The following is a 24,388-nucleotide window of genomic DNA, read 5'->3' as shown; positions in this document are numbered from 1 at the left end:
GCCAGATCGTGCCGAGCTCGAACACCACCATGGAAACCGAAATCCCCGCGATGCTGCTGGCGCGCCAGCAGGTGCGGCCCGAGCGGTTCACCTTCCACTCCAGCCGCATGCGCATGAAGAAGGTGGTCAAGGAGGAACTGGCGGCCATGGACGCCGAATCCGACCGCTGCGCGCTGGAACTCAGCGACGCCCGCGTCGACGTGCTGGGCTACGCCTGCCTGGTGGCGATCATGGCGATGGGCCACGGCTACCACCGCGTCTCGGAGAAACGCCTGCAGGCCCATACCGCCGCGAATGGCGCCGATGCACCGGTAATCACCAGCGCCGGTGCRCTGATCGACGCGCTGAAGGTGATCGGCGCCAGGCGCATTGCCGTGGTCGCGCCCTATATGAAGCCGCTGACGGAACTGGTGGTGGACTACATCCGCAACGAAGGCTACGAAGTGGTGGACTGGCGCGCGCTGGAAATTCCCGACAACCTCGAGGTGGGCCGTCATGATCCCGCCAGGCTGCCCGGCATCGTCGCGCAGATGAACACCAAAGACGTCGACGCCATCGTRCTGTCGGCCTGCGTGCAGATGCCTTCGTTGCCGGCCGTGGCCAAGGTGGAAGCGATGACCGGCAAGCCCGTGATCACCGCGGCCATCGCCACCACCTACGCCATCCTCAAGCAGCTCGACCTGGAGCCGGTCGTGCCCGGCGCCGGCGCTTTGCTGTCCGGCGCTTACTGAGTGCCCCGGCCAAGGAGCGATGACATGAGTACCTTTGTTTGCGGCGGCAACGTCCACGCCAACGGCATCCGGCAGCACTACCTGCGCTATGGCGGCAACGCCGGTGCGCGTGCCACGCGCGATCCGGTGATCCTGGTGCCGGGCATCACCAGCCCCGCCATCACCTGGGGCTTCGTCGGCGAGCGCCTGGGCGAGCAGTTCGACACCTATGTGCTGGACGTGCGCGGGCGCGGCCTGTCCTGCGTGTCGGATACGCTGGACTACAGCCTGGATGCGCAGGCCGCCGACGTGCTGGCCTTCGCGCAGGCCCTGGGCCTGCAACGCTACAGCGTGGTCGGCCATTCGATGGGCGCGCGCATCGGCATCCGTGCCGCGCGCAGCCAGCCGCCGGGGCTGGCGCGGCTGGTCATGGTCGATCCGCCGGTCTCCGGCCCCGGCCGCCGCGCCTATCCCGCGCAACTCGCCTGGTATGTGGATTCCATGGCGGTGGCGCGGCACGGCGTGGATATCGAGACCATGCGGCGCTTCTGTCCCACCTGGACCGACGAGCAACTGGCCCTGCGCGCCGAATGGCTGCATACCTGCGACGAACGCGCCGTGCTGGCCAGCTTCCAGGGCTTCCATACCGACGACGTGCATGCCGACCTGCCGCATGTCGCGGTACCGGCCCTGCTGATGGTGGCTGGCCGCGGGGATGTGGTGCGTCCCGAGGATATCGACGAGATCCGTGGTCTGTTGCCGCAGACCGAAGTCAGCCACGTGCCGGACGCAGGCCACATGATCCCCTGGGATGACGAGGCGGGCTTCTATCGCGCGCTGGGCGGCTTCCTCGGCGCTGAAGTTGTCCCACGTCCACGACAACAGGCCGCGGCCTGAGCCGCCGATCACCAGGAGAGAACATGCCAGTCAGCGATCACGCCCTGATCCAGGCCTGGAAACAGGTCCTTACGCTGTCCCGCCTCGCGCCCGGGCAGACCGTCACCATCCTCACCAGCGCCGCCACCCATCCGCAGACCCTGTCGTGCGCGCTGGTCGCCACGCAGGCGATGGGAGCCATCGTCAACCGCCTGGACCTGCCGCCCGTCAATGGCGACAAGGCGCTGAGCCGCGACCCGCTGGCTTACCTCGGCACCACGGCGCTCACCGGCAACCGCGCCGCCATCGCCGCGCTCAAGGAGAGCGACCTGGTGCTGGACCTGATGACCTTGCTGTTCTCGCCCGAACAGCACGACATCCTGAAAACCGGCACCAGGATCCTGCTGGCGGTGGAACCGCCGGAAGTACTGGTGCGCATGGTGCCGACCGAGGCCGACCGCGAGCGCGTGACAAGCGCCAACGCGCGGCTGTCGCGCGCCAAGGAAATGCATGTGACATCCGATGCGGGCACCGACCTGCGTTGCCCGCTCGGCGAGTTTCCCGCCATCAGCGAGTACGGTTTCGTCGACGAGCCGGGACGCTGGGATCACTGGCCCAGCGGCTTCGTCCTGACGTGGCCGGACGAAGGCGGCGCCAGCGGGCGCATCGTGCTGGACCGCGGCGATATCCTGCTGCCGCAGAAGGGCTACGTGGCGGACCGCGTCGAGCTGACGGTGGAAGGCGGCTATGCCACGCGCATCGAAGGCGGGCTGGATGCCGAGCTGCTGAACGACTACATGGCCTCCTTCAACGACCCGGAAGCCTATGCCATCTCGCATATCGGCTGGGGCTTGCAGCCGCGCGCGCGCTGGTCGACGCTGGGCCTGTACGACCGCGAAGCCTCCATCGGCATGGACGCGCGCGCCTACGAGGGCAATTTCCTGTTCTCGCTCGGCCCCAACAACGAAGCGGGTGGCAGCCGCACCACCGCCTGCCATATCGATATCCCGCTGCGTAACTGCACGGTGCGCCTGGATGGCGAGGACGTGGTCAGGCAAGGCAAGGTACTGGACGGCTGGAACAGCAAATGACGAGACATAGCGAACTCCCCACCTACGAGCGCCAGGGCTTCGGCACGCCGCTGCCGCTGCAAGCCCCCGTGGGCCTGCTGATCGTCGACTTCGTCAACGGTTTCGCCGATCCGGCGATGTTCGGCGGCGGCAATATCGCACAGGCCATTGCCAACACCGTGCCGCTGCTGGCAGCAGCCCGCGAGCAAGGCTGGGCCGTGGCGCACAGCCGCATCGTGTTTGCCGACGACGACGGCGACCACAACATTTTCACGCTGAAGGTGCCCGGCATGCTGACGCTGAAGGAGCAGGGGCCGGCCAGCGCGATCGTGCCGCAGCTCGCGCCGCGCGAGGGCGAGCTGGTGGTGCGCAAGACCGTGCCGTCCGCCTTTTTCGGTACGTCGCTGGCGGCCTGGCTGACGCAGCGCGGCGTGCGCACGCTGGTGGTGGCCGGCGCGGTCACCAGCGGCTGCGTGCGCGCCAGCGTGGTCGATGCCATGTCGCACGGCTTCCGCCCGCTGGTGGTGTCGGACTGCGTGGGCGACCGCGCAATCCAGCCGCACGAGGCCAACCTGTTCGACATGGAGCAGAAATACGCCGCCGTGATGCCCCGCGAGCAGGCACTCGCGGCATTGAGGCGCCTCTGAGCGCGCTTGCGTGCCGCACCACGCACTGTATTGGCTAAAGCCCCAATTGACCGTTGCCGTCCGTTTCGCCAATCTGGCGATAAGATCAGTGCACTGAGTATGTGCGGTGCGCAAGTGCGCGCGATCCACGAACCCCCAAAGCAGTCTCGGATGGCGGCTAACCCGGGCTGGAGAAATGTATGGACAAAGACCACATAGAGAAGGAAGGCGGGCAGGGTGTAGGCGCCCGCGTGGCGCGCAAGGAAGACGCGCGCCACCTGCATGGCAAGGGCCGCTTCGTGGCCGACATCGCCATGCCGGGCCTGCAGGAAGTTGCCTTCCTGCGCAGCCCCATGGCGCATGCGCGGCTGCTGGCGCTGCACAAACCTGAAGGGCTGGAGCACGCGGTGATCGGGCGCGGCGACATGCCCGGCGCGCTCGACATCGTGGCGGACTCGGCCTTTCCCTCTTACCAGCCCTCGGCGCAGCCGCCGCTGGCCAGCGGCAAGGTCCGCTTTGTCGGCGAGCCGATTGCCATGGCCTTCGCACCGACCCGCGCGGAAGCCGAGGACATTGCCGAGCGCGTCGTCGCGGACCTGGACGAACTGCCCGCGCTCACCGACGTGGACGGCGCCAGGCAGGCCAGCRGCACCACGCGTGTCCATGAGCACTGGAAGGATAACCACTTCCTCACGCTTACCGCCGACAAGAATTTCGACACGCTCAGCAAGACCGCCGCGGTGGTGGTCACCCGCAAGATCGACCTGGCTCGCCAGTGCATGGTGCCGATGGAGGGCAAGGCCGTGCTGGCCTACTGGGATCACCAGTTCGACCAGCTGATCGTCTACAGCGCCACCCAGGTGCCGCACATGATCCGCACGGTGCTGAGCCACTGCCTGGGCCTGGAGCAGGAGAAGGTCCGCGTGATCTCGCCCGACGTGGGCGGTGCCTTTGGCTACAAGTGCGTGCTGCAGCAGGAGGAGCTGTGCATCGCGTGGCTGGCCATGACGTATCGCAAGCCGTTCCGCTTTATCGAGGACCGCCGCGAGCACCTGACCGCGGGTGCCAACTCGCGCGAGCACCATTACGAGGTCACGGCCTATGCCGACGCGCGCGGCCGGCTGCTGGCGCTCGACGCAAAGATCGCCATCGATGGCGGTGCCTATTCCGTGTGGCCCTTCACCATCGGCCTCGAGCCGGGCCAGGCTATCGGCAACCTGCCCGGGCCGTATGCCTTCGACGGCTACCGCTGCATCACGGAATGCGTCGCCACCAACAAGCCCGGCTTCGTGCCGTACCGTGGCGTGGCGCGCACCGGCGTGTGCTTCGCGATGGAACTGCTGATCGACGCGCTGGCGCGCGCTGTCAGGCGCGAGCCGTGGGAGATCCGCTGCGAGAACCTGGTGCAGCCGGAGGCCATGCCCTACGTCAACGTCACCAACAAGCATTTCGACGGCGGCGATTATCCCGCCAGCGTGCGCAAGGCAGCGGAGATGATCGGGCTGGCGCGCATCCGCGCGCGCCAGCGTGAACGGCACAGCGATGCCTCGGCGGGATCGCGCTACCTTGGCGTGGGCTTCGGCACTTACACGGAGCAATCGGCGCATGGCACTTCGGTGTTCGCCGCCTGGGGCACGCCGGTGATTCCCGGCTTCGATTCCGCCACCGTGCGCATCACGCCGGACGGCGGGCTTGAGGTGCGCGTGGGTGTGCACTCGCATGGCCAGGGCATGGAAACCACCTTTGCGCAAATCGCGCACGAGATCCTCGGCATCGACGTGGCGCGGGTCAAGGTGGTGCATGGCGACACCGGCGTGACGCCGTTCTCCACCGGCACCTACGCCTCGCGCTCGCTGGTGATGTCCGGCGGCGCGGTGTCGCGCGCCTGCAAGGCGCTGGTGCCGCGCCTGCTGAAGATCGGCGCGCATATGCTGCTGCGCCCGGAGGGCGAGGCCGCGCTGGATGGCGGCGCGGTGAAGGCGGGCGACGCCGCCGTGCCCATCGCCGACATCGCCAACGCCTGGTATATCAATCCACAGAAGCTGCCCGCCGATGTGGATCCCGCCGGGCTGGAAACCACGATGGGCTACAAGCCCAATGTGGATACCGGCAGCTTCACGTACTCCACCCACGCGGCGCTGGTGGAAGTGGACACCGATTCCGGCCACGTAGAGATCCTCGATTACGTGGTGGTGGAAGACTGCGGCACCATGGTCAATCCCATGGTGGTGGAGGGGCAGACCTACGGCGGCGTTGCGCAGGGCATCGGCACCGCCATGTTCGAAGAAATGCGCTACGACGGCAACGGCCAGCCGCTGGCCTCCACGCTGGCCGACTACATGCTGCCCGGGCCCACCGAGATTCCCGCGATCCGCATCCACCATTTCGAGACGCCGTCCCCGCACACCGAGTTCGGCGCCAAGGGCATGGGCGAGGGTGGTGCCATCGCGCCCCCGGCCGCCATCTTCAACGCCGTCAACGATGCGCTGGGGCAGTTCGGCGTGGAGTTGCTGGAGACTCCCCTCACGCCGCGCAAGGTGCTCGAAGCACTGGCCCGCGCCGAACAAGCGCGAGACGAGCCGCAGACCACGCAAACCAGAGAGGCGGCCTGAACCATCATGAAAGCAGCTGCATTCATCTATCGCGCGGCGCCCACGCTGGCCGCGACCTGCGCCGCGCTGGCGGACCGCACCGACAACGCCAAGGTCATGGGCGGCGGCCAGTCGCTGGGCCCCATGCTCAACCTGCGCCTGACGCGGCCCGATACCGTCTACGATTTGTCGAAGCTGGCCGAGCTGCGCACGGTCAGCGTGGAGCAGGACCGCGTGCGCATCGGCGCCGCCGTCACCCACGCGCAGATCGAGGATGGCGAATTCCCGGCGTTGCGCGGCACCATGCTGCAGTCCGTGGCACACGGCATCGCCTACCGCGCCATCCGCAACCGCGGCACCATCGGCGGCAGCCTGGCGCATGCCGATCCCGCGGCGGACTGGGTGGTGGCGCTGACCGCCATGGGCGCCGAGCTTGAACTTGCGTCGAAGGCCGGCACGCGCCGGGTACCCATGACGCAATTCATGCTGGGCGCGTACACCACTGCGCTGACGGAGGGCGAAGTGATCGCGGCCGTCCATGTGCCGCGTCACAACGACGACGTGCGCTGGGGCTACCACAAGCTCTGCCGCAAGACCGGAGAATTCGCCGAGGCAAGCTGCGCCGCCTACTTCGATCCGTCCGCGCGCTTCGCCCGCATCGTGCTGGGCGCGCTCGACGGCGCGCCGGCGGTGCTGCACGGCCTGGCCAACGGCATTGCGGCGCGCGGCCCCGCCGCGCTCACCCCGCAGGCCGTCCTGGCAGCCGTGACGCAAGCCACGCCCGGCAAGGATGCGATCGACCGCAAGCTTTATTGCACCGCTGCGACGCGCTGCATCGAACAACTTTTTAACTGAGGGCCGCAGTGGAAACCATCGCACTGACGATCAATGGCCGCGCCGCTGCCGGTGCCTGCGCGCACCGCACGCACCTGGGAGACTTCCTGCGCGACGGGCAGGGCCTGACCGGCACCCACCTGGGTTGCGAACACGGGGTTTGCGGCGCCTGCACCGTGCTGGTCGACGACAAGCCCGTACGCTCCTGCATCACGTTCGCCAGCGCCTGCGCCGGCAGCAAGGTGGTGACCATCGAAGGCTATGACGACGATGCCGTGATGCGCGAGTTGCGCGCCGCGTTCAACAAGCACCACGCGCTGCAATGCGGCTATTGCACGCCCGGCATGCTCGCCACCGCGCGCGACATCGTGCTGCGGCTGCCGGATGCCGACGAAGCCACCATCCGCCACGAGCTTTCCGGCAACCTCTGCCGCTGCACCGGCTATATGGGCATCGTGGCCGCGATCCGCTCGGTGCTGGAGCAACGGCGGCCGCAAGGCGGCGGCATCGCGCAGGCCAGCACGCCGGCGCCGCGTGCGTTCGTCTGCTTCACGCCCGCCGCCGATAGCGCCGGCGAGGCGCAAGCCGTTGCCGCGGCCACGGAGGAGACCGAGCGCAGCGCCGACAAGAAAGGCTGGTCGCGCATCGATGGCGGCTTCAAGGTGCCGTTCCCGGTCGATGACGTCTGGCGCTTCATGGCCGACCTGCCCGCGGTGGCCAGTTGCCTGCCGGGTGCCGCGCTGACCGAGCAGGACGGCGACCGCGTCAAGGGCCACGTCGCGATCAAGTTCGGGCCGATGGCGGCGCGCTTCAACGGCGCGGCGCGGCTGGAACGGGACGACCAGAACCGGCGCGGCGTGTTAAAGGGCGCGGGCCAGGACTCGCTGAGCAACTCCAAGGCCGCGGGCGATATCACCTACGTGCTTCAGGCGGTATCGGCGGGCGAGACCGAAGTGCTGATCGACTTGCAGTATTCGCTGCAAGGCCCGCTGGCGCAGTTCTCCCGCTCGGGGCTGGTGCGCGATTTTGTCCGTCGCATGATGGCCGATTTCGGCAAGAACGTGACTCGCAAGATGGACCCGTCGCTGTCGGATAGTGAACGCAGCAAGGTCACGCAGATGAATCCGGTGTCGATGATGCTGGGAGTGCTCTGGGAGAGGGTGAAGCGGCTGTTTGGGGGTGGGCGGGATTAAGGCCCCGAGGCAGGGATGGAGGGTGGCGGCTGCATCCGCAGGCTTACAGCCGCGACGTCGCCAGGCGCGCGGCGAGTCCCAGGAACACCACCCCCGCAAACCGGTTCAGCGCACGTTGCGCGCGAGCCGAGCGCAGCAGCAGGGTGCCGAACATGGCCGAGAAGTAGGCGATCACAGAAAAAACAAGCAGGGTGGCGATGATAAAGACCACGCCCAGCACCATGATCTGCAGCGCGATATGCCCACGGTCGGCAGCGACGAACTGGGGCAGGAACGCGAGAAAGAAGATCACGACCTTGGGGTTGGTCAGGTTCATCACCACGCCGCGCCGGTACATGTGCCCGGTGCCAACGTTGCCGCCGCCGCCTTCGGCCATCTTGCCCATCGGTGCGCGGAACGCCTGCCACGCAAGGTAGGCCAGGTACAGCGCGCCGGCGATCTTGAGCGCCGCAAATGCAACCTGGGATGTGGCAAACAGCGCGGCCAGGCCGAAGGCCACCGCGGCCGTATGCACCAGCAGGCCCGTGCAAAGGCCGAGCACCACGACCATGCCGGCGCGAGGCCCCCGCATGGCGGATTGCAGCAACACAAAGATATTGTCCGGGCCGGGTGTCAGGCCAAGTACCACGGCAATGCCGAAGAATGGCAATAGTGTCTCGAGCGGGGGCATGCGCTTCACTCCTTTGCTGCTGCGGATAGTGCGTTGTCGGGTGAGATCCGGCATTGGGCAAAAACCCGTCGCCGGACCATCAGGAACGCCATCCGAATACTGCCAGCCAGACAACGTTTGTGCCAGCGTGACGCATTGGCACGTCAAGGATGCCATGTTGCCGGACTGCCCGACGCTGCCTCGGGCGCAGGCCGGTGGCTTCCCGCCATCGCATACGAAAGCTGGTTGGCCGCGTCCACCACCGTCTGTGCCAGGGCAATCAAGCGCTCTTCACTGAGCCGCGAAGTCGGCCCCGAGATGCACGCGGACCCGAGCAGCCGCCAATGCAGCCCGAACACAGGCGCTGAAACGCTGGAGACTTCCGGCTCGCGCTCGCCCATCGACAGGTGATATCCCCGCCGCCGGATCGATTCATAGGGCTCGCCCGGCTGCCCTGAGAACGCCAGGATGACCCGCCCGGGCGCGCCGCTGTCCAGCGGCAGCGCCGAGCCGATGCGTACATGGTGCCGGATGGCCTGCGGGCCCTCCACGCGCACCAGGCACATGCGCTGCTGGCCCTCGCGCACGTAGAACGACGCGCTTTCCCCAGTCTTGATCGTCAGCTCCCGCAGCACCGGTTCCACCACTTCATACACATTGAAGGTGGCCTGGTAGCACGCGCCCAGCCAGCCTGCAGCACGCCCGAGCCGCCAACTGCCGTCTTCCTTCTGCACCAGGTAGTTGTCGGATGCCAGCGTGCGCGCCAGGCGCAGCACCGTGGTCTTGTGGAAGCCCGTGCGCCGGCTGAGTTCCGCTAGTGTGAGCTGTGCATCACTTACGCCGAAAGCTTCCAGGACGCGCAGCGCCCGCCGTACTGCGATCACGCCGCCGCCTGCGTCGTCGGCCGCCTCAATGGCAATGGGGGAATTGGAGGGGACCATGGTGTGGAATGGGGTGCGTACAGTGAAACGGTATTGTACTGCGTGCAACGACCATCCAGAATCCGTTCCAACAAATAACGAGATGGAGACAAGCAATGCACCTGCTGCGCCGCGGCCTGACCACCGCTCTCTTTTGTGCCCTGGCCATCCCGGCCCTGGCACAGACCCAAACCTATCCTGCCAAGCCCATCCGCGTGATCGTGCCGTTTCCAGCCGGCGGCGGCACGGACATCATTGCCCGCGAGGTCACCAACAAGGTGGCGATGGCCATGGGCTGGCGCTTCGTGGTGGACAACAAGCCGGGCTCGGGCGGCAACCTCGGCGTGGACGCCGCGGCCAAGGCCAGTGGCGACGGCTATACCATCGTGCTGGGCCAGACCAGCAACCTTGCCATCAACCCCGCGCTCTACCGCAAGCTGCCGTACGACGTGGCGAAGGACCTTACGCCGGTGGGCCTGGTCGCCAGCGCACCGCTGGTGCTGGTGACCAACGTGGATTCGCCCTACAAGACGCTGGCCGAAGTGATTGCTGCCAGCAAGGCGCATCCGGGCACTATCAACATGGCCTCGCCGGGTAACGGCACCGTGGCGCACCTGACCAGCGAGCTGTTCCAGAAGACGGCCGGCATCAAGCTCACACACGTGCCGTACAAGGGCGCGGCCCAGGCCGTCAATGACCTGATTGGCGGGCAGGTGCAGCTGTACCTGTCGTCGGTGCCGACGCTGATCGGCCATATCCGCAACGGCAAGATGCGCGCGCTGGCCGTCACCTCGGGCAAGCGCATGGACGACCTGCCCAACGTGCCCACCATTGCCGAGTCCGGCTACAGCGGGTTCGAGGCCGTGACGTGGTTCGGTTTCGTGGCGCCCGCCGCCACGCCCAGGGGCATCGTGGCGCGCCTGAATGCCGAGTTCAACAAGGCGCTGCAGGTGCCCGACCTGAGGAAGAAGCTGAGCGACCAGGGCGCTGATGTTCTGGGCGGCACCCCGGAGGAGTTCGGCGCGCTGCTGAAGAAGGACACCGTTCGCTGGTCAGCCGCCGTCAAGGCATCCGGCGCGCAGGTTGACTGATCTCCGGCATTCACAGCTACCCCGTCGCCATCCCCGAATCCCCGAATCACCGAATCCAAGGAGCCATGCCATGAGCCTGCCCAACATCATCAAATCCTTCGACCGCGTACCCGCCGACATCGTCGCCCGGGCCGCGAAATTCCAGCCCGCGATCCTGGCCGACGTGGCCGGCCGCCGCGGCGCGCTGCACGGCCGCATCCGGGCGTTGCGCCCGCATATGAAGCTGGCCGGCACCGCCTTCACGGTGGAAGTGCGCCCCGGCGACAACCTGATGATCCACGCCGCGCTGGCGCTGGCGCAGCCGGGTGATGTGCTGGTGATCGACGGCAAGGGCGACCAGAGCAGCGCGCTGATGGGTACCATCATGATGAATGCATGCCGCCAGCGCGGCATTGCCGGCGTGGTGATCGACGGCGCGGTGCGCGACAGCCTGGATATCGACGACATGGATTACCCGGTGTTCTCGGTGGGCACCAACCCCAACGGCCCGACCAAGGAAGTGGGCGGGCGCATCGGCCACCCGGTCTCGGTCGGCGGCGTCACGGTCCACCCCGGGGACTTCATCTGCGGCGATGCCGATGGCCTGGTCGTGGTGGAGCGTGAAAAGATCGCCTCGCTGCTGCCGCTCGCCGAGCACAAGGAAGCCGCCGAAGCGCGCCGCATCGCCCAGATCAAGGAAGGCAAGACCAACGCGCCGTGGCTGGTTGCCTCGTTGATCACCGCTGGCGTGCTGAAAGAGGGAGAGACGCTGTGAGCACCAAGCCCGCTATCCTCGTCACCGCGGCTGACCTGGCGCCACAAGCCGAGGCATTGCTCGGCGATTACGAAATCGTCTATGCCGGCAAGACCCCCCAGCCCGCCGATCTGGTGGCGCTGGCGCAGCGCCACAACCCGGTCGGCATCATCGTGCGCTACGGCGCCGTGACGCCGGAAATCATGGATGCCGCCCCCGCGCTGAAGGTCATCTCCAAGCACGGCAGCGGCACCGACACCATCGACAAGCCCGCCGCCGCAGCGCGCGGCATCGAGGTAACGGCAGCGGTTGGCGCCAATGCCGCAGCCGTTGCGGAGCAGGCCCTGGCGTTGCTGCTGGGCTGCGCCAAATCCGTCGTGACGCTCAACGAACGCATGCATGCCGGCCACTGGGACAAGGCCACGCACAAGAGCTTCGAGCTGGCGGGCCGCACCATTGGCCTGATCGGCCTGGGTGCCATCGGCCGGCGCTTCGCCAGGATGTGCGATGCCATGGGCATGCGCGTGATCGGCTTCGATCCATATGCCCGTGACCTGCCGGACTATATCGAGCCCGTGGACCTGGAAACGATCTGGAAGGAGTCGGACGCTATCTCGCTGCACTGCCCGCTGACCGCCGACAACAAGGCGATGATCAACGCGCAAACGCTGGCACGCTGCAAGCCCGGCGTGATGCTGGTCAACACCGCGCGCGGCGGGCTGATCGACGAACCCGCACTGCTGGCCGCGGTGCAGTCCGGACAGGTAGCCATTGCCGGGCTGGACAGCTTCGCGGTCGAGCCGATGACGGTGCCGCATATCTTCCACGGCCAGCCTGGTTTTCTGCTCAGCCCCCACATCGGCGGCGTGACCAGCACCGCCTATGTGAACATGGGCGTGGCGGCCGCGCAGAACACGCTAGGCGTGCTGTCTCGCGCGCAAGCCCCGGTTCTGGCCAAGGCCTGAAGGCCGAAGCCGGCCCCCGCCCGGGCCAGGAAAAATACAAGGCAGGAGACACAATGAAAACCAAACCGAACCGCGTATCGGCACTGCGCCGTTGCGCGCTGGGCGCGATCGCCTTCATCGCCCTATCAGCCCACGCACAAACCTGGCCCGACAAGCCCGTCAGGATCGTGGTCCCATACCCCCCAGGCGGTGCTGTCGACGCAGTCACCCGAAAAATGGCCCAACGCCTCACCGAACAAACCGGCCAGAGCTTCGTCGTCGAAAACAAGGCAGGCGCCACCGGCACCATCGGCACTGTGCAAGTGGCGCGCGCCCCGGCCGACGGCTACACGCTGCTCGCCAACGACACCACGTATTCCCTGCTGCCGCACATTTTCAAGAAACTGCCGTTCAATTACGCGAATGACCTGCAGCCGGTAGCCGCTTTCGTGTTCGCGCCGATGGCCGTGGCGGTCAAGGCCGACAGCAGGTTCAAGACCATGAACGACCTGATCGCTGCGGCCCGCGCGGGCGACGCCAAAGTGAGCTACGGCTCAGGCGGCGCCGGCACCACGCCGCATTTCGCTAGCGAAGCCCTGGGCGTGGCCACCAGCGCGCACTTCATGCACGTGCCGTTCAAGGGCGCGGGCGAGGCCACGCTGGCGCTGCTCGGCGGCACGGTGGACTACCAGATCGCATCCACGCCCGGCGTCATCGGGCAAGTCAAGGGCGGCAGCCTGCGCCTGCTGGCAGTGAGCGGCGACAAACGCCTTGCTGCGCTGCCCAATGTGCCGACGTTTGCCGAGGCAGGGCTCAAGGGCTATGGTGTAGTCAACTTTACCGGCCTGTGGGCGCCCAGGGGCACGCCGCCGAAGGTGCTGGAGCGCCTTCAGAAAGAAGTGGCTGCGGCCATGGCCTCCCAGGACATGAAGACCTTTGCCGAAGGCATTGGCGCGAATCCGGGCTACYGGGATGCGTCGACATTTTCCAGGCAGCTTGCCGAGCGCGCGGCGTTCTGGGGCAAGGTGGCGGCCAATACCGCATTTGAAAGGCAATAATCCATGTTCCTGCTGAATGCCCCGGAAGTCCGTGAGCTGGACCTTTTTACCCGTATGCCGGCGAAATACCGCCAGCCCAGGCGCACGATCTGGGCCGATGCCAACCAGGGCGGGCGAGAGATCGATGCCTTCCTGGAAGGCCCGGTGTTCGACAGCGCCGGCAATCTCTATGTCACCGATATCCCCTACGGCCGCGTCTTTCGCATCGATCCAAAGGGCGGGTGGGAGCTGGTGGCCGAGTGGGACGGCGAGCCCAACGGCATGAAGTTTCTAAGCGCGGCCGAACTGCTGGTGACGGACTACCGCAATGGCCTGATGCTGCTCGACACGCGCAGCGGAACCGTGGCGCCTTACCTTGGCCGCCGCAATACCGAGAGCTTCAATCCTTGCCGATGGCAGCGTATCCAAGACCGGCCAGTTCTTTACGTCATATGGCCCGAGCGGCCCGGACGGGCTGGCCATGGATGCCTCCGGCCGGTTGCTGGTGGCGAACCCGGGGCTGGGCTACGTCTGGGTGCTGAACCACCGCGCCGAGCCGGTGCAGGTGCTGCGTGGCCCCGCCGGGCATTCCCTGACCAATCTCGCCTTTGGCGGCACGGCCGGCAAGACGCTGTTCGTGACGGACTCCACGGCGGGAGGCATCCTGTGCATCGAAATGGATGTGGCCGGGCTGCCGATCGTCCCACGCAAGCATTCAACGGGAGATCCGGCATGACGCAACGCTGGAAGCACAGCCCGCAGGGCAGCCACTAGGGCGAGTTCGGAGACGACGACCAGCGCGGCCGGATGAACCTGGTGGACAGGTCCAAGGTACTGCAAGGCTCCCGTCCTTGATGACCCGCGCCAATTTCACTGTTTCGCCATCGCATCAAGCCTGAATTGGCGCCGGAAAGTGTAGGGCGCGGCCCGACAGTCTCCCGGACCCATTTGCCTTACCCTCGGCAGGCCCCGGCGCCACCTGCGCCGTGCAAATGCAAAAAGCCCGTGCGGCGAGAACCGTACGGGCTTTGGAATCTGGTTGCGGGGGCAGGACTTGAACCTGCGACCTTCGGGTTATGAGCCCGACGAGCTGCCAACTGCTCCACCCCGCGGGCCGAAATATACGCGGGTTGGCGGGCAATGGATAGTCCTGATTGGAATTATTTGCCAGCATCGCCTATCGATCACGTTAATGCGGAGCGGGCCAGGTGCGCATTGACGGCGCGCGAACGGGGCAGCCGGCGCGAGATTGCGCGAGCTTGTATGTGATTTATGCGGCACTGTTATCGAATTTGAGTGGCAGGGGCAGCCGCCAGCTTCATGCCACGATCGCCGAAGCCGGCCACGTGGCAGCCAGTACCGCCAGAGCCCGAAACGCCTGCTTTCAGCCCACGCTGCCTTCCTTCGGCTCCGGCACGAGACTGAACTGCGCGGACAGGTCGTTCTCGTCACCCAGCGGGCCATCGGTCCGCACAAGCCCCTTGGTGGTGAGCTTGGTCAGTGTCCGCACGGCCTGGATCGGGCTGACGCCCGTGGCCTTTGCGACCTGATATGCATCCATCGGGGTGCCCGTTTTCTTCAGGGCGTCGATTACTGCCTGGCGAGTGTCGTGGTTGTTGTTCATTTCCGGGCGTAGGTTGAGTCTGCTCAGACTAGACGAGGTGGCCGGCCTGCGCAACCCCGCATTCTCGCGGATAGATCAGTCCAAAAAGTTGCGCCATCGCCATCGCGCGTCAGAATAGAGGGTCTGACGGCAAGCATCGCAAGAATAATGAAGCAGACACTACTTCTGATTGATGGCCTGAACATCCTGCGCCGGGTTTACGAAGCCAACCCATCGGAAGACATTCCGGCCAAGGTCGAAGGGGCTGTGCTCTCGGCCCTGGCCTCGTTCCGCCGCGCCTTGGCCGAATGCCGGCCCACGCACGCGCTGGCGGCATTCGATGCCGGCGGCAAGACGTGGCGGCACGCGCTGTATCCGCAATATCGCCAGCACCGCAAGCCCATGGACCCGGAGCTGGCCGACGTCATTCCCGATTTCCGCCTGACGCTGACGGAGGTGCTCGGGCTCCAGACTGCCTCGGCCGACGGTTACGAGGCGGACGACATCATCGCCACCGTCTTCTACCGCTGGACCGCGAGCAAGGAGGGGCAGGCGATTCCGGTGAGCACGGACAAGGACGTGCTCCAGCTGATTGCAGACGGCGCGATCGTACGCAACCATTTCGCGACAGCGAAGAACGGCGAGCCGTCCTGGTTCGACGAAAGCTACGTCATGGACAAGTTCGGCGTCGGCAGCCACCAACTGGCGGATTACCTCGCCATGCTGGGAGATAGCACGGACGGCATTCCCGGCGTCGAAAAGATCGGGGCGAAGACCGCCGTGAAGCTCCTGCAGCGCTATGGCGACCTGGAGACCGTGCTGGCCAACGCGTCCGGGGAGAAAGGCGTGATCGGCAAGAACCTGGCGGAACAGGCGCATCTGGCACGGCTTTCCCGCCAGTTGCTGTCCCTCAAGACCGATGTCCAGCTTGGGCTGACATGGAACATGCTTCGCATCGGCGACGCGGCTGGGGACCCACCCTGATGCCCGGTTGTCGCCGGCGCGTGACTTTGTAAAGTGGCTGATGGAAAACTTTTAATATCCAGCCGGCGCTCCCGTGGTGCAGACTAGCGCATTCCGCGGGAGACCAAGCTTTGCTGCAACTCAACACGTATGAAACCCTGGTGGCCGCGTCGCTGGTCCTGCTTGCCGGCCGCAAGCTGATCGCCGTCACACCCGTCCTGAAAACCTACAGCATCCCCGAGCCGGTGGTGGGCGGCCTGGTGGTGGCGCTCGCGCTCTATGCCGCACGCGCGTTCGCCGGGGCCGAAGTCGGCTTCGATCTCACCATGCAGACGCCGCTGATGCTGGCGTTCTTTGCCACGCTCGGGCTCAGCGCCGATCTCGCCAGTCTTCGCCGGGGCGGCAAGAGCATTGCCATCTTCCTGTTTGTGGTCGTCGGCCTGCTCGTGCTGCAGAATGCCATCGGTATCGGCATGGCGTCCGTCCTGGGGCTGAAGCCGGTCGTCGGGCTGCTGGCGGGGTCGATCACCTTGTCGGGCGGCCATGGCACCGGCGTGGCCTGGGGCCACACGTTCGCCAGCCAGTACGGCCTGACTGCCGCCACGGAGCTGGCCATTGCCTGCGCCACGTTCGGGCTGGTCCTGGGCGGCTTGCTGGGCGGGCCTGTCGCGCGCGTACTGCTGCGCAAGATCCAGACACCGGGCAGCGCCGCGCCCGAGCCCGATCCGCTCAATTTCGAAGAGCCGGCCGCGGTGCGGCTGATCACCGCGTCGGCGCTGATCGAGACGCTTGCCCTGATACTGGTCTGCCTGACCGCCGGGCAGGCGCTGGCAAGCGTCCTTGCGCAGAGCTGGTTCTCCCTGCCTACCTTCGTCTGGGTGCTGTTCATCGGCGTGATCCTGCGCAATGGCCTGGCGGCGCTGGGCTGGTACAGCGTGTTCGACCGTGCGGTCTCCGTGCTGGGCAACGTCAGCCTGTCGATGTTCCTGGCGATGGCGCTGATGAGCCTGCGGCTGTGGGAGTTGTCCGCGCTGGCGCTGCCGCTGCTGGCGATTCTCGCTGCGCAGGCGGCCGCCATGGCTGCCTACGCGATGTTCGTCACCTTCCGCGTGATGGGGCGCAACTACGACGCCGTGGTGCTGGCCGCCGGGCATTGCGGCTTTGGCCTGGGGGCGACGCCTACCGCCATTGCCAATATGCAGGCGATCACCGATCGCTTCGGGCCGTCGCACCTGGCCTTCCTGGTCGTGCCGATGGTTGGCGCTTTTTTCATCGACCTTGCCAACGCGATCGTGATCAAGGCCTACTTGCTGCTGCTCCCAGTGTCCTAGGGTCTGCCGGTCCGGTGCCATCGGGTTTGCAGTCGAACAGCAACACCTTCAGCGCCGTGCATAGCGTAGCCAGCACGGCAAACAGCCAGCCGCTCCACACCGCGCCCGTCATGCCCACGGCGGTAATGAACCCGCCCGCCACCGCCGCGCCGGACACCACGCCCAGGTTGGCGGCCGAAATATAGAGGCTGGTGGCGAACTCTGGCGCTTCCGGCGCCGCGGAGGCGAGCCACATCTGGCTGACGATCAGGCCACTGGTATGCGCCGCGCCCCACAGAAGGCAGACCGCGATCATCGGCAAGAAGCTGGCGCTGCCACAGGCGTAGAGCACGAGGTAGGCGCCGCCAAGCGCCACCGGGTGCAGCAGTGCGGTCCCCGCCAGGCTCTTGCCCAGCAGCCTGCCGGCGAGCAGATTGCCCGCTACGCCGCCGATGCCGAAGACCACCAGCAGCACGCTGATTGTTTCGCCGCCCATGCCGGCCTCGCGCGCGAGATACTCGGCCGCGTAGCTGTAGACCGAGAACATGGTGGCGAAGATGAGCACGGTGGCCAGCAGGTTGAGCCAGACGGGCAGCTTGCGCAGGATCGCCGACGGCCGGATGGCGGGCACACCCTGCGCCGGGGCTGGCCGCTTTGGCTCATCCGGCAGCACGGCCAGCAGGCCGATGCCTGCCGCGGCATTCACGGCGGCGCAAAACAGGAAGGACGCCTCGTAGGAAAAACGCGCCGCGATCCACGCCGTGATGGGCACGCCCAGCACCAGGCCCATGCTGGTGCCGACGAAGGCCATGGCCGTGGCATGCGTAGCCCGCTCCCGCGGGTACAGTGACACGGCTGCCGCGAACGCCAGCGAAAAAAACACCGGATGCAGCAGCGCGGGGACAATGCGCAGCGCCATCAGCGTGGCGAAGTCCGGTGCCCAGGCCGACAGCACGCTGCACGCGGCGAACACGAACAGCGCGCCCGCCAGCACCCTGCGCCGCGCATGGCGCGACAGCCACAGCACCATGAACGGCCCGCACACGGCCACCACCAGCGCGAACAAGCCGACCAGCCAGCCTGCCCGGGCCACCGTGATGCCATAGCGTTCGACAACCGCCGGCAGGATGCCAACCACGCCAAACTCGATGGCGTAGAGGCCGAACAGGCCTAGCGCGATAAAGAACAGGGAGCGGCCGGCGTTCATGGCTGTATTTCCATCCCGGCCGCATAGACGGCATTGCGCAGGTCGGTCACGAAGCGGCCGGACATGCCTTCGTACAAGGTGTTGGTGAACGCAACCACGCTCAAGGCCCTGACGCGGTCAACGAACCAGGAATGGCCGTAGGCACCGCCCCAACGCCAGGTTCCCGCGGATTCTGGCGAACCCGCCAGAGCCGGATCGCGCAGCACCGAAAATCCCAGGCCGAAGCCGGTGCCAGGCGCATCGGGCGGACCCCATTCGCCGGTCTGGTTGCGCCCCATTTCCTCCACCCACGCGGCGGGGAACAGGGGGCCGCCGCCCTGGCGCAGCGCTTCCAGTAACAGGAGCAGGTCGCCCGCGCTGCCCACCATGCCGGCGCCGCCGGAGGGAAACGCGCCGGCGTCCAGGGCGCGCGCGGGCGCGAAGCGGATGCCTGCCGTGCCTTCAAGGACGGGGACCACATCCCGCTCGCGCATTCGGCGCGGCACCGGCGTGTGGTTGACGTAGGCGGTGGCCAGGCGGTCCGCATCGACGGCAGCAAAGGCGGTGTCGCGCATACCCAGCGGCCCCGTGACCAACGCCCGCACAGCGTCGCCCAGCGGCGCTTCGCAAACACGCTCGATCACGGCGCCGAGCACGTCCGTTGCCAGCGAATAGCCCCAGGCGGTGCCGGGCTTGTAGAGCAACGGCACGCTGGCAATGCGGCGCAGGTTCTCCGCCAGCGAGATACCCGGCTGGTCCATGCCATCCGATACGCCGGCGCGGGCATAGGGCCCGTTGCCGTCGGCCTCGAAAAAGCGGTAGCCCAGCCCGGCGGTGTGGCTCATCAACTGCCGTACCGTGATGGATGCGGGGCTGCCGTCGGCAAGGCGCGGCGTGAACGCCGGCAGCCAGCGGGCCACTGCGTCGTCGAGCCCGAGCGGGCCTTGCGCCACCAGCACCATGGCGGCGGCCGAGATGATGGGCTTGGACACCGAAGCCAGGCGGAACAACGCATCGGCGCGCATCGGCAGGGCCGCCTCGCGGTCGGCCAGGCCGGCGGCGCGGCTGTGGATCAGTTCGCCGTCACGGGCGACTAGCACCACGGCGCCGACCAGCCGGTGCTCGGCCAGGGCCTGGTCGATCGCCGCGTCGACGCGCGTGCGCAGGTGGGCAGGCGGTACGCCGTCGGACAGGGTGGAGGTGCGGGAGGTCATGCGCGTTTTCCTTCGTTGCGGATTGCAAGGATTGCAAKGGATTGCAAGTACAAGCRAACGATAAGAAACATTCGACTCAGGAAAAAGTAGGCTAGAGTTCCTGGTTATCCGGACAACGTTGTCCGTAATAAGCATGCCGGGAAAAATCCATGGACAGCCTGAGTGGCTTCACAGTGTTTGTGCAGGTGGCCGAGACGCGCAGCTTCGTGGCGGCCGGCCGCCTGATGGGCGTATCGGCATCGGCCGTGGGCAAGAGCGTGGCGCGGCTGGAGGAAAAGCTTGGCGCGCGGCTGTTTCACCGCAGCACGCGCAGCATCACCCTGACGGCCGAGGGCGCGCTGTTCCTGGAGCGCAGCCGGCGCATCCTCGCGGAAATCGAGGCGGCCGAACAAGAGCTGTCCCGCGCGGCCGAGGCGCCGCGCGGGCGCCTGCGCGTCAGCCTGCCGCTGGTCAGTTCGCTGGTGCTGCCGGTGCTGGGCGACTTTATGCGGCGGTACCCGGAGATCGAACTGGACCTGGACTTTACCGACCGGATGGTGGACGTGATCGAGGAAGGCTTCGATGCGGTCGTGCGCACTGGCGAGCCGGCCGACTCACGGTTGTCGGCGCGGCGCCTCGGCGATTTCCGGATCCTGCTGGTAGCCGCCCCGGCCTACCTCGCACAGCGCGGCTTGCCCCGGCATCCCGCCGACCTGGCCGGGCATGCCTGCCTGCATTACCGCTTTCCCAACAGCGGCAAGCTGGAAACCTGGCCGCTGCGCCGCGACGAGTCGGACCCGGAGCCGCACCTGCCCACCTCCATGATCTGCAACAACATCGAGACGCGCATGAGCTTTGCCCTGCAAGGCCTGGGGATCGCTTGCCTGCCGGACTTCGCGATCCGCGACGCGCTGGCCGATGGAAGGCTGCTCCCCGTACTCGGCGACTACGTGGAGCGCAGCGGCACCTTTCGCGTGCTGTGGCCGGCCAGCCGGCACCTGTCGCCCAAGCTGCGGGTGTTGATCGACTTCCTGGGCGAGCGGGTATTTCCGGGTGGCGGTACTGGATGCTGATGGGTGGTTTGGCGACGATTCCGCGTATCCAGATTTAGTGTTTACTCCTTCAAGATGAAAGCGAAGATCCTAATCTTGATTGCCGCGATGCCGGCACTGATGTCGATACTGTATGTTCTGTATCGAGTTTTCTACGTTCGAGTGAATCATGTGGGCATTACGCCCCACTATCTGGACCTAATGTCGATGGCATCAGTGCTACTAGCGCTTCTTTTTGGCGCAAACCGGAAGGGGCTCTGGTTCATCGCATGGCTGGCAACCCTCAACGTGCTGATGGTCGTCTGGGCAATCGACACCTATGTCCTGGTCGAATATGAGGAGTGGATTCGCAAAGGGCTGCCCGGCAAATCGGTAGGCTACGGGGCGCCATGACGGCGACTCCCCGCTTAAGGCCGAGGCGGGCCGCGCTGGCAATGAGGGCCCGGGATGGTTGGAGCCGCCAACCACGGCGCGGTCATTGAAACGTACCAAACAGACGCATAGCCCAGCCAGCGCCGTAGAGCCCAAGGCCGAACATCCCGTGCGTGACGAGGCTATGAAGGCGCGCGGCGGCGGGACGCGGCGTGCGGCTGGCGGCGATGCCGGCGCCCATGCCCGGCTGCATCACAAGGAAGGGCGCCGCCACGCTGCCGATGCCGACGATCAGCGCGGGGCCCAGCGTCGGATGACGGGCCCAGTCGAGGCCCCAGAGCGCGAGCAGCGTGGCCGCGAACGCGATGCCGGTCAGATAATGGGCGATCCAGCCGATCAGGCGCTCGCCCCGGACGGGCGGCGAAGCGGCGATGGGATCGTGGCGAAAGCGCCCGCGTGTCAGGTGGGCAAGCCAGCGGCCCACCAGGCCGTAGTCCAGCGGAGGAATGCCGAGCATCCGTTTGCGGGCGACTGCCCAGATGTCCATCACCGCCGTCGCGCCGGCCCCGATCAGAACAGCACCCACCAGATAATCCGTGGCCTCAGACATTGGCTGCCTCCTTAGGTGCGCCTGACGCGGACGGCGCTCTGGCGCTGACCATCCAGCAGGCAGCGGTGTAGCGAACTTCGTCGCCGCGCACATAGGGATCAAAGGCGGCGCGGACGGTGTCGATGACTTGCGCGCGCGTGCGCTCGTCCGCATCTTCCAGGATCAGGCCCACGGGGCCGAGCCGGGTGAGGTAGCCGGTCAGCGCCTTCTCCGGCAGGGTGCACTCGACATCGATCGGCTGGATGTCGATCGCGGCCCAGCCGCTCTCTTCCAGGATGGAAGCGACCCGATGCCGGTCTGCGAAGGCGAACTGTCCCGGCGCGCCAGGCTGGCGGGCGGGTAGGTCCGGCAGCAGCGGCGCCGCGGCGCGCTCGGCCGTCGTCATGAACGGGTTTTCCGCTGCACTGCGCCAGGCGAGGCACCGGAGTCCGGCGTCGTCGCTCGCGGCGCGCCGCAAGTTCGCGAAGGCCAGGACCGGATTGTCGAAGAACATGACGCCGAGGCGCGAAATGATCATGTCGAAGCTGGCGGGCGCGAAGGCGTGGGTCTGCGCGTCGGCGCGGATGAAGTTTGCCGTCGTGTCTTCCTGTCTGGCGCGTGCCCGGGCGGCGGCGATCATCGGCTCGGAAATGTCGATGCCGGTGCAATAGCCCTCGGCGCCGAGCTGCCGCGCAACGGCGAGCGTCGTGCCGCCCGTGCCGCAGCCGACGTCAAGCACCCGGCGCCAGGATCCGGCGCGCGCCACTTCGGCCAGCAGGTCTTCGAACGGCTTGAGCATCTGGTCGAGCAACACTTGCGACTCGACCCAGGCGCGTCCGGCGCGGCCGTTCCAGAGCGCCGTCTGCTCGTTTCCGGTCTGGTGCGTGATATCCATGATCGTCTTCCTTTGCTTGCCCTCAAGGAGCGGAAGCTAAACTATGCTAGTTCAAGTCGACTTGAGGTCAAGAGGGGTGAGACAACTAGACATAGCCGAGGTGGCGCAGCAATCCGGCGTTCCCGCATCGACGCTGCGGTTCTATGAGGAAAAGGGGCTGATCGCGTCCACCGGCAGGCGAGGGCTGCGCCGCCTGTTCGATGCCGGCGTGCTGGAACGGCTGGCGCTGATCGCGCTGGGGCGTGCCGCCGGTTTCTCGCTCGATGAAATTGCGCTGATGTTCGCGCCGGAGGGGCGGCCGCGCATCGACCGGCGGATGCTCGCCGCCAAGGCGGAGGAGCTGGACAAGACGATCCGCAGACTGAGCGCGATGCGCGATGGCCTGCGGCATGCCGCTGCCTGCCCCGCACCGAGCCACATGGAATGCCCCAAGTTCCGCCGCATCCTGCGGGCCGCCGCATCTGGCGCTGTGGGATCGCCAGGGAAGAAGGCTCCGCCGCCGCCGCGGAACTAGCTCCAGGGTGGCGGCTAGCGACGACATCCCACCAAGCCGCCGCGCATCGCCGCCTTGTATTCCAGTTGCCGCCCGAATTCGACGAAGCCCATGTCCGCAACGGAGCGGGACAGGCGGCGATTCTTCAGCATGCCGCGCACGTTCAGGTCTTCAATGCCGATGGTATGGAAACGACGCGTCAGGCCAGTCGTAAGCTGGTGCGGCGCGTCTGAGCGAATCGCCGCGATGCGGGCGTGCAGCCTCGCCAGCGCGGCAATTCATGCCCGAGCCAAGATCGGCGATGACCTCGACCGTCCAGCCCTGCCGGGCGCAGTAGCGTTCAAGCACCTGCTTCTGGCGTTCCAGATCGGATCATCTGGGTTTCGATGGCCGCCTTGCCATGCTCGATCAATTCGCGGGTATCGAGGCGGGAGTAGGTGTTCCCAGCCGAAGTCGTCCATTACCCCAGCCGCGCCAGCTCCTTTAGCCGTTTACGGTGAGCCGCAACCTTGGAGCGGTTACCGCAGATCGCCATGCTGCACCATCTGCGGCCGTGGCCCCGCGTGTGATCGGTAAACATCAGCGTGCACTGAGGACCCTCGCACGCTTTCACATGCGAAAAGTCTTCTTCACAAACGAGTTTCGCGATTGCCTCGGCTATCGGCATCAGCAACAACTCCGGCGAGCGCCAACGTCGAGTCGCACGTAGTCCGAAGGCCATTGACGCCCCTGGCGCGTTGGCAACGATCTCGCCATACCCTTCGTCCCGCTCCAGCAGGCGGTTTAGCGGTTCGAGTTCACGCAAGTCCTCGCCGACCAGCGGTCGTCCCTTCGTACGCTGGACAAATCCCCTGAACCATTCCCGCAGACTTCGCGCCTGTGCAGCGACGCCATCGAGTTCACCTGGCATCGCCTCCGACCTTAGCACCTCGAGGGTGCTGCGCGGCACCAGGCCTGCCTGTTCCAGCCAGGCCAGAAGACCTTCCCCATCACCGATCCAGTCGACTTGCTCACCCGTCGGTGTGGCAACCGAGTTCAGAAAATCAAGGCCCGGCGCATCGGCCACGAATATTGCGGGAACACGTTGGAAGTCCATCTCAAGTGACCTGGTGCGCAGTGTTGATGGTGTTCATGGTAACCGCTCAAAAGTGTCTTGACAAGTTACAGCCCAATAAAATAACCTTGTTATCAATGTTAGAGAGGTTACATGGTTCGGTTGTGTCGCGTGTGCCTTCCAAGCAACTGGACGATTTAATGGAGCGTCAATGCAATCTCTGCACGGTTGTCGCTGGCGTCGCGCGCTGAAGACTTTGCCGCACTGGATGGAGCGCTGGAACGAATCGGACAGCCAGTTCTGCTTGTCGGTGATGCGTATGCTGGAAAGCGGAGGCCGCTTTGGATGGTGGCAGCCGCTTCCAACTTGTTTTAGCTATTGGAAACGTTACAACTCACGAGAGA

24 protein-coding genes, 1 tRNA gene and 3 pseudogenes are annotated in these 24,388 nt (G+C 66.4%); 18 read left to right on the top strand and 10 right to left on the bottom strand.

The window, feature by feature from the left end; translation table 11 throughout:
- From AC1DN0_RS28550 to AC1DN0_RS28520, 7 genes are all read left to right on the top strand, one after another.
- The coding region (locus AC1DN0_RS28550; protein ID WP_477146182.1) for a maleate cis-trans isomerase family protein at nucleotides 1-731 on the top strand (731 nt) is incomplete at its 5' end.
- 24 nt (nucleotides 732-755) lie between these two features.
- On the top strand, nucleotides 756-1,607 hold the full coding sequence (locus AC1DN0_RS28545) for an alpha/beta fold hydrolase (RefSeq protein ID WP_441634577.1): 852 nt from the start codon (nucleotides 756-758) through the stop codon (nucleotides 1,605-1,607).
- Nucleotides 1,608-1,630: 23 nt separating this feature from the next.
- The gene (locus tag AC1DN0_RS28540; RefSeq protein ID WP_045242965.1) at nucleotides 1,631-2,677 is read left to right on the top strand and encodes a 2,5-dihydroxypyridine 5,6-dioxygenase NicX family protein; all 1,047 of its coding nucleotides are present in this window, start codon (nucleotides 1,631-1,633) and stop codon (nucleotides 2,675-2,677) included.
- Nucleotides 2,674-3,303, top strand: a complete 630-nt coding sequence (locus tag AC1DN0_RS28535) for an N-carbamoylsarcosine amidohydrolase (protein ID WP_441634575.1) — start codon at nucleotides 2,674-2,676, stop codon at nucleotides 3,301-3,303. Before AC1DN0_RS28540 ends, AC1DN0_RS28535 begins: the two co-directional genes overlap by 4 nt.
- A 179-nt stretch (nucleotides 3,304-3,482) precedes the next feature.
- Entirely contained in the window at nucleotides 3,483-5,894 is a 2,412-nt protein-coding gene (locus AC1DN0_RS28530) for a xanthine dehydrogenase family protein molybdopterin-binding subunit (protein WP_477146181.1), read from the top strand.
- A gap of 6 nt (nucleotides 5,895-5,900) precedes the next feature.
- On the top strand, nucleotides 5,901-6,728 hold the full coding sequence (locus AC1DN0_RS28525; RefSeq protein WP_441634571.1) for an FAD binding domain-containing protein: 828 nt from the start codon (nucleotides 5,901-5,903) through the stop codon (nucleotides 6,726-6,728).
- Nucleotides 6,729-6,736: 8 nt separating this feature from the next.
- The gene (locus AC1DN0_RS28520) at nucleotides 6,737-7,900 is read left to right on the top strand and encodes a xanthine dehydrogenase family Fe-S subunit (protein ID WP_441634569.1); all 1,164 of its coding nucleotides are present in this window, start codon (nucleotides 6,737-6,739) and stop codon (nucleotides 7,898-7,900) included.
- Nucleotides 7,901-7,943: 43 nt separating this feature from the next.
- Here the strand turns inward: AC1DN0_RS28520 and AC1DN0_RS28515 are convergent, their stop codons facing one another.
- On the bottom strand, nucleotides 7,944-8,570 hold the full coding sequence (locus tag AC1DN0_RS28515; protein ID WP_477146180.1) for a LysE family translocator: 627 nt from the start codon (nucleotides 8,568-8,570) through the stop codon (nucleotides 7,944-7,946).
- Nucleotides 8,571-8,713: 143 nt separating this feature from the next.
- Nucleotides 8,714-9,490: an IclR family transcriptional regulator gene (locus AC1DN0_RS28510; RefSeq protein WP_477104489.1), complete on the bottom strand. Its 777-nt coding sequence runs from the start codon at nucleotides 9,488-9,490 to the stop codon at nucleotides 8,714-8,716.
- Between the two features lie 95 nt (nucleotides 9,491-9,585).
- Between AC1DN0_RS28510 and AC1DN0_RS28505 the strand changes: the two genes are divergently transcribed.
- The 6 genes and pseudogenes from AC1DN0_RS28505 to AC1DN0_RS28480 form a co-directional block, all read left to right on the top strand.
- A complete protein-coding gene (locus AC1DN0_RS28505; RefSeq protein WP_441634563.1) occupies nucleotides 9,586-10,560 on the top strand; it encodes a Bug family tripartite tricarboxylate transporter substrate binding protein in 975 nt (324 codons plus the stop codon).
- Nucleotides 10,561-10,630: 70 nt separating this feature from the next.
- Nucleotides 10,631-11,314, top strand: coding sequence for an RraA family protein (locus AC1DN0_RS28500; protein WP_441634561.1), 684 nt, complete (start codon nucleotides 10,631-10,633; stop codon nucleotides 11,312-11,314).
- Entirely contained in the window at nucleotides 11,311-12,258 is a 948-nt protein-coding gene (locus AC1DN0_RS28495) for an NAD(P)-dependent oxidoreductase (protein WP_441634559.1), read from the top strand. Before AC1DN0_RS28500 ends, AC1DN0_RS28495 begins: the two co-directional genes overlap by 4 nt.
- 53 nt (nucleotides 12,259-12,311) lie before the next feature.
- The gene (locus AC1DN0_RS28490) at nucleotides 12,312-13,295 is read left to right on the top strand and encodes a Bug family tripartite tricarboxylate transporter substrate binding protein (RefSeq protein WP_477146179.1); all 984 of its coding nucleotides are present in this window, start codon (nucleotides 12,312-12,314) and stop codon (nucleotides 13,293-13,295) included.
- 3 nt (nucleotides 13,296-13,298) lie between these two features.
- Nucleotides 13,299-14,010: pseudogene (locus tag AC1DN0_RS28485) on the top strand (SMP-30/gluconolactonase/LRE family protein).
- Nucleotides 14,007-14,117, top strand: a pseudogene (locus AC1DN0_RS28480) (cyclase family protein); the annotation flags it as partial. The pseudogenes AC1DN0_RS28485 and AC1DN0_RS28480, both read left to right, overlap by 4 nt.
- A 193-nt stretch (nucleotides 14,118-14,310) precedes the next feature.
- Here AC1DN0_RS28480 and AC1DN0_RS28475 read toward each other — a convergent pair.
- Nucleotides 14,311-14,386 (bottom strand) — tRNA-Met (locus AC1DN0_RS28475).
- A 272-nt stretch (nucleotides 14,387-14,658) separates the two neighbouring features.
- Complete coding sequence (locus AC1DN0_RS28470) at nucleotides 14,659-14,898, bottom strand: helix-turn-helix domain-containing protein (protein WP_035872040.1); 240 nt, start codon at nucleotides 14,896-14,898, stop codon at nucleotides 14,659-14,661.
- A 147-nt stretch (nucleotides 14,899-15,045) separates the two neighbouring features.
- Here AC1DN0_RS28470 and AC1DN0_RS28465 point away from each other — a divergent pair, with 147 nt between their 5' ends.
- Together AC1DN0_RS28465 and gltS are read left to right on the top strand one after the other, a co-directional pair.
- Nucleotides 15,046-15,861, top strand: a complete 816-nt coding sequence (locus AC1DN0_RS28465; protein WP_035872037.1) for a 5'-3' exonuclease — start codon at nucleotides 15,046-15,048, stop codon at nucleotides 15,859-15,861.
- 110 nt (nucleotides 15,862-15,971) lie between these two features.
- Complete coding sequence (gene gltS, locus AC1DN0_RS28460; RefSeq protein ID WP_441634552.1) at nucleotides 15,972-17,171, top strand: sodium/glutamate symporter; 1,200 nt, start codon at nucleotides 15,972-15,974, stop codon at nucleotides 17,169-17,171.
- Here gltS and AC1DN0_RS28455 read toward each other — a convergent pair.
- Both AC1DN0_RS28455 and AC1DN0_RS28450 read right to left on the bottom strand, forming a co-directional pair.
- Nucleotides 17,137-18,357 carry an MFS transporter gene (locus AC1DN0_RS28455; protein WP_441634550.1) on the bottom strand — a complete coding sequence of 407 codons (1,221 nt, stop codon included), beginning with the start codon at nucleotides 18,355-18,357 and terminating at the stop codon, nucleotides 17,137-17,139. The two genes, gltS and AC1DN0_RS28455, sit on opposite strands and share 35 nt — an antisense overlap.
- Nucleotides 18,354-19,550, bottom strand: a complete 1,197-nt coding sequence (locus AC1DN0_RS28450; RefSeq protein ID WP_441634548.1) for a serine hydrolase domain-containing protein — start codon at nucleotides 19,548-19,550, stop codon at nucleotides 18,354-18,356. Before AC1DN0_RS28450 ends, AC1DN0_RS28455 begins: the two co-directional genes overlap by 4 nt.
- A 149-nt stretch (nucleotides 19,551-19,699) precedes the next feature.
- On the opposite strand from AC1DN0_RS28450, the gene AC1DN0_RS28445 reads away from it, so the two are divergent.
- Entirely contained in the window at nucleotides 19,700-20,602 is a 903-nt protein-coding gene (locus AC1DN0_RS28445; RefSeq protein ID WP_477111645.1) for a LysR family transcriptional regulator, read from the top strand.
- A 54-nt stretch (nucleotides 20,603-20,656) separates the two neighbouring features.
- Complete coding sequence (locus tag AC1DN0_RS28440; RefSeq protein WP_441634546.1) at nucleotides 20,657-20,974, top strand: hypothetical protein; 318 nt, start codon at nucleotides 20,657-20,659, stop codon at nucleotides 20,972-20,974.
- A gap of 82 nt (nucleotides 20,975-21,056) precedes the next feature.
- Here AC1DN0_RS28440 and AC1DN0_RS28435 read toward each other — a convergent pair whose 3' ends face one another.
- Together AC1DN0_RS28435 and AC1DN0_RS28430 are read right to left on the bottom strand one after the other, a co-directional pair.
- Nucleotides 21,057-21,563, bottom strand: coding sequence for a DUF2938 domain-containing protein (locus tag AC1DN0_RS28435; protein WP_441634544.1), 507 nt, complete (start codon nucleotides 21,561-21,563; stop codon nucleotides 21,057-21,059).
- Nucleotides 21,556-22,437: a class I SAM-dependent methyltransferase gene (locus tag AC1DN0_RS28430; RefSeq protein WP_441634542.1), complete on the bottom strand. Its 882-nt coding sequence runs from the start codon at nucleotides 22,435-22,437 to the stop codon at nucleotides 21,556-21,558. The genes AC1DN0_RS28435 and AC1DN0_RS28430 overlap by 8 nt, the downstream gene beginning before the upstream one ends.
- Nucleotides 22,438-22,513: 76 nt before the next feature.
- Here AC1DN0_RS28430 and AC1DN0_RS28425 point away from each other — a divergent pair, with 76 nt between their 5' ends.
- Nucleotides 22,514-22,951 carry a helix-turn-helix domain-containing protein gene (locus tag AC1DN0_RS28425; protein ID WP_441634540.1) on the top strand — a complete coding sequence of 146 codons (438 nt, stop codon included), beginning with the start codon at nucleotides 22,514-22,516 and terminating at the stop codon, nucleotides 22,949-22,951.
- A 131-nt stretch (nucleotides 22,952-23,082) separates the two neighbouring features.
- Here AC1DN0_RS28425 and AC1DN0_RS28420 read toward each other — a convergent pair.
- Both AC1DN0_RS28420 and AC1DN0_RS28415 read right to left on the bottom strand, forming a co-directional pair.
- A pseudogene (locus AC1DN0_RS28420) lies at nucleotides 23,083-23,190 on the bottom strand (hypothetical protein); the annotation flags it as partial.
- Nucleotides 23,191-23,390: 200 nt separating this feature from the next.
- On the bottom strand, nucleotides 23,391-24,026 hold the full coding sequence (locus AC1DN0_RS28415) for a CGNR zinc finger domain-containing protein (protein WP_441634538.1): 636 nt from the start codon (nucleotides 24,024-24,026) through the stop codon (nucleotides 23,391-23,393).
- Between the last annotated feature and the right edge of the window lie 362 nt (nucleotides 24,027-24,388).

Source organism: Cupriavidus sp. 05N39, from assembly GCF_056397325.1.
The sequence above is the reverse complement of the archived record's forward strand: the minus strand, read 5'-3'. Positions and strand labels throughout refer to the sequence as shown.

Excerpts from the sequence above, each read along its gene's own strand:
- AC1DN0_RS28545 (WP_441634577.1), top strand. The coding sequence starts at position 756 with ATGAGTACCTTTGTTTGCGGCGGCAACGTCCACGCCAACGGCATCCGG.
- AC1DN0_RS28540 (WP_045242965.1), top strand. The coding sequence starts at position 1,631 with ATGCCAGTCAGCGATCACGCCCTGATCCAGGCCTGGAAACAGGTCCTT.
- AC1DN0_RS28535 (WP_441634575.1), top strand. The coding sequence starts at position 2,674 with ATGACGAGACATAGCGAACTCCCCACCTACGAGCGCCAGGGCTTCGGC.
- AC1DN0_RS28525 (WP_441634571.1), top strand. The coding sequence starts at position 5,901 with ATGAAAGCAGCTGCATTCATCTATCGCGCGGCGCCCACGCTGGCCGCG.
- AC1DN0_RS28515 (WP_477146180.1), bottom strand. The coding sequence starts at position 8,570 with ATGCCCCCGCTCGAGACACTATTGCCATTCTTCGGCATTGCCGTGGTA.
- AC1DN0_RS28510 (WP_477104489.1), bottom strand. The coding sequence starts at position 9,490 with ATGGTCCCCTCCAATTCCCCCATTGCCATTGAGGCGGCCGACGACGCA.
- AC1DN0_RS28505 (WP_441634563.1), top strand. The coding sequence starts at position 9,586 with ATGCACCTGCTGCGCCGCGGCCTGACCACCGCTCTCTTTTGTGCCCTG.
- AC1DN0_RS28500 (WP_441634561.1), top strand. The coding sequence starts at position 10,631 with ATGAGCCTGCCCAACATCATCAAATCCTTCGACCGCGTACCCGCCGAC.
- AC1DN0_RS28470 (WP_035872040.1), bottom strand. The coding sequence starts at position 14,898 with ATGAACAACAACCACGACACTCGCCAGGCAGTAATCGACGCCCTGAAG.
- AC1DN0_RS28465 (WP_035872037.1), top strand. The coding sequence starts at position 15,046 with ATGAAGCAGACACTACTTCTGATTGATGGCCTGAACATCCTGCGCCGG.
- AC1DN0_RS28455 (WP_441634550.1), bottom strand. The coding sequence starts at position 18,357 with ATGAACGCCGGCCGCTCCCTGTTCTTTATCGCGCTAGGCCTGTTCGGC.
- AC1DN0_RS28450 (WP_441634548.1), bottom strand. The coding sequence starts at position 19,550 with ATGACCTCCCGCACCTCCACCCTGTCCGACGGCGTACCGCCTGCCCAC.
- AC1DN0_RS28445 (WP_477111645.1), top strand. The coding sequence starts at position 19,700 with ATGGACAGCCTGAGTGGCTTCACAGTGTTTGTGCAGGTGGCCGAGACG.
- AC1DN0_RS28440 (WP_441634546.1), top strand. The coding sequence starts at position 20,657 with ATGAAAGCGAAGATCCTAATCTTGATTGCCGCGATGCCGGCACTGATG.
- AC1DN0_RS28435 (WP_441634544.1), bottom strand. The coding sequence starts at position 21,563 with ATGTCTGAGGCCACGGATTATCTGGTGGGTGCTGTTCTGATCGGGGCC.
- AC1DN0_RS28430 (WP_441634542.1), bottom strand. The coding sequence starts at position 22,437 with ATGGATATCACGCACCAGACCGGAAACGAGCAGACGGCGCTCTGGAAC.
- AC1DN0_RS28415 (WP_441634538.1), bottom strand. The coding sequence starts at position 24,026 with ATGGACTTCCAACGTGTTCCCGCAATATTCGTGGCCGATGCGCCGGGC.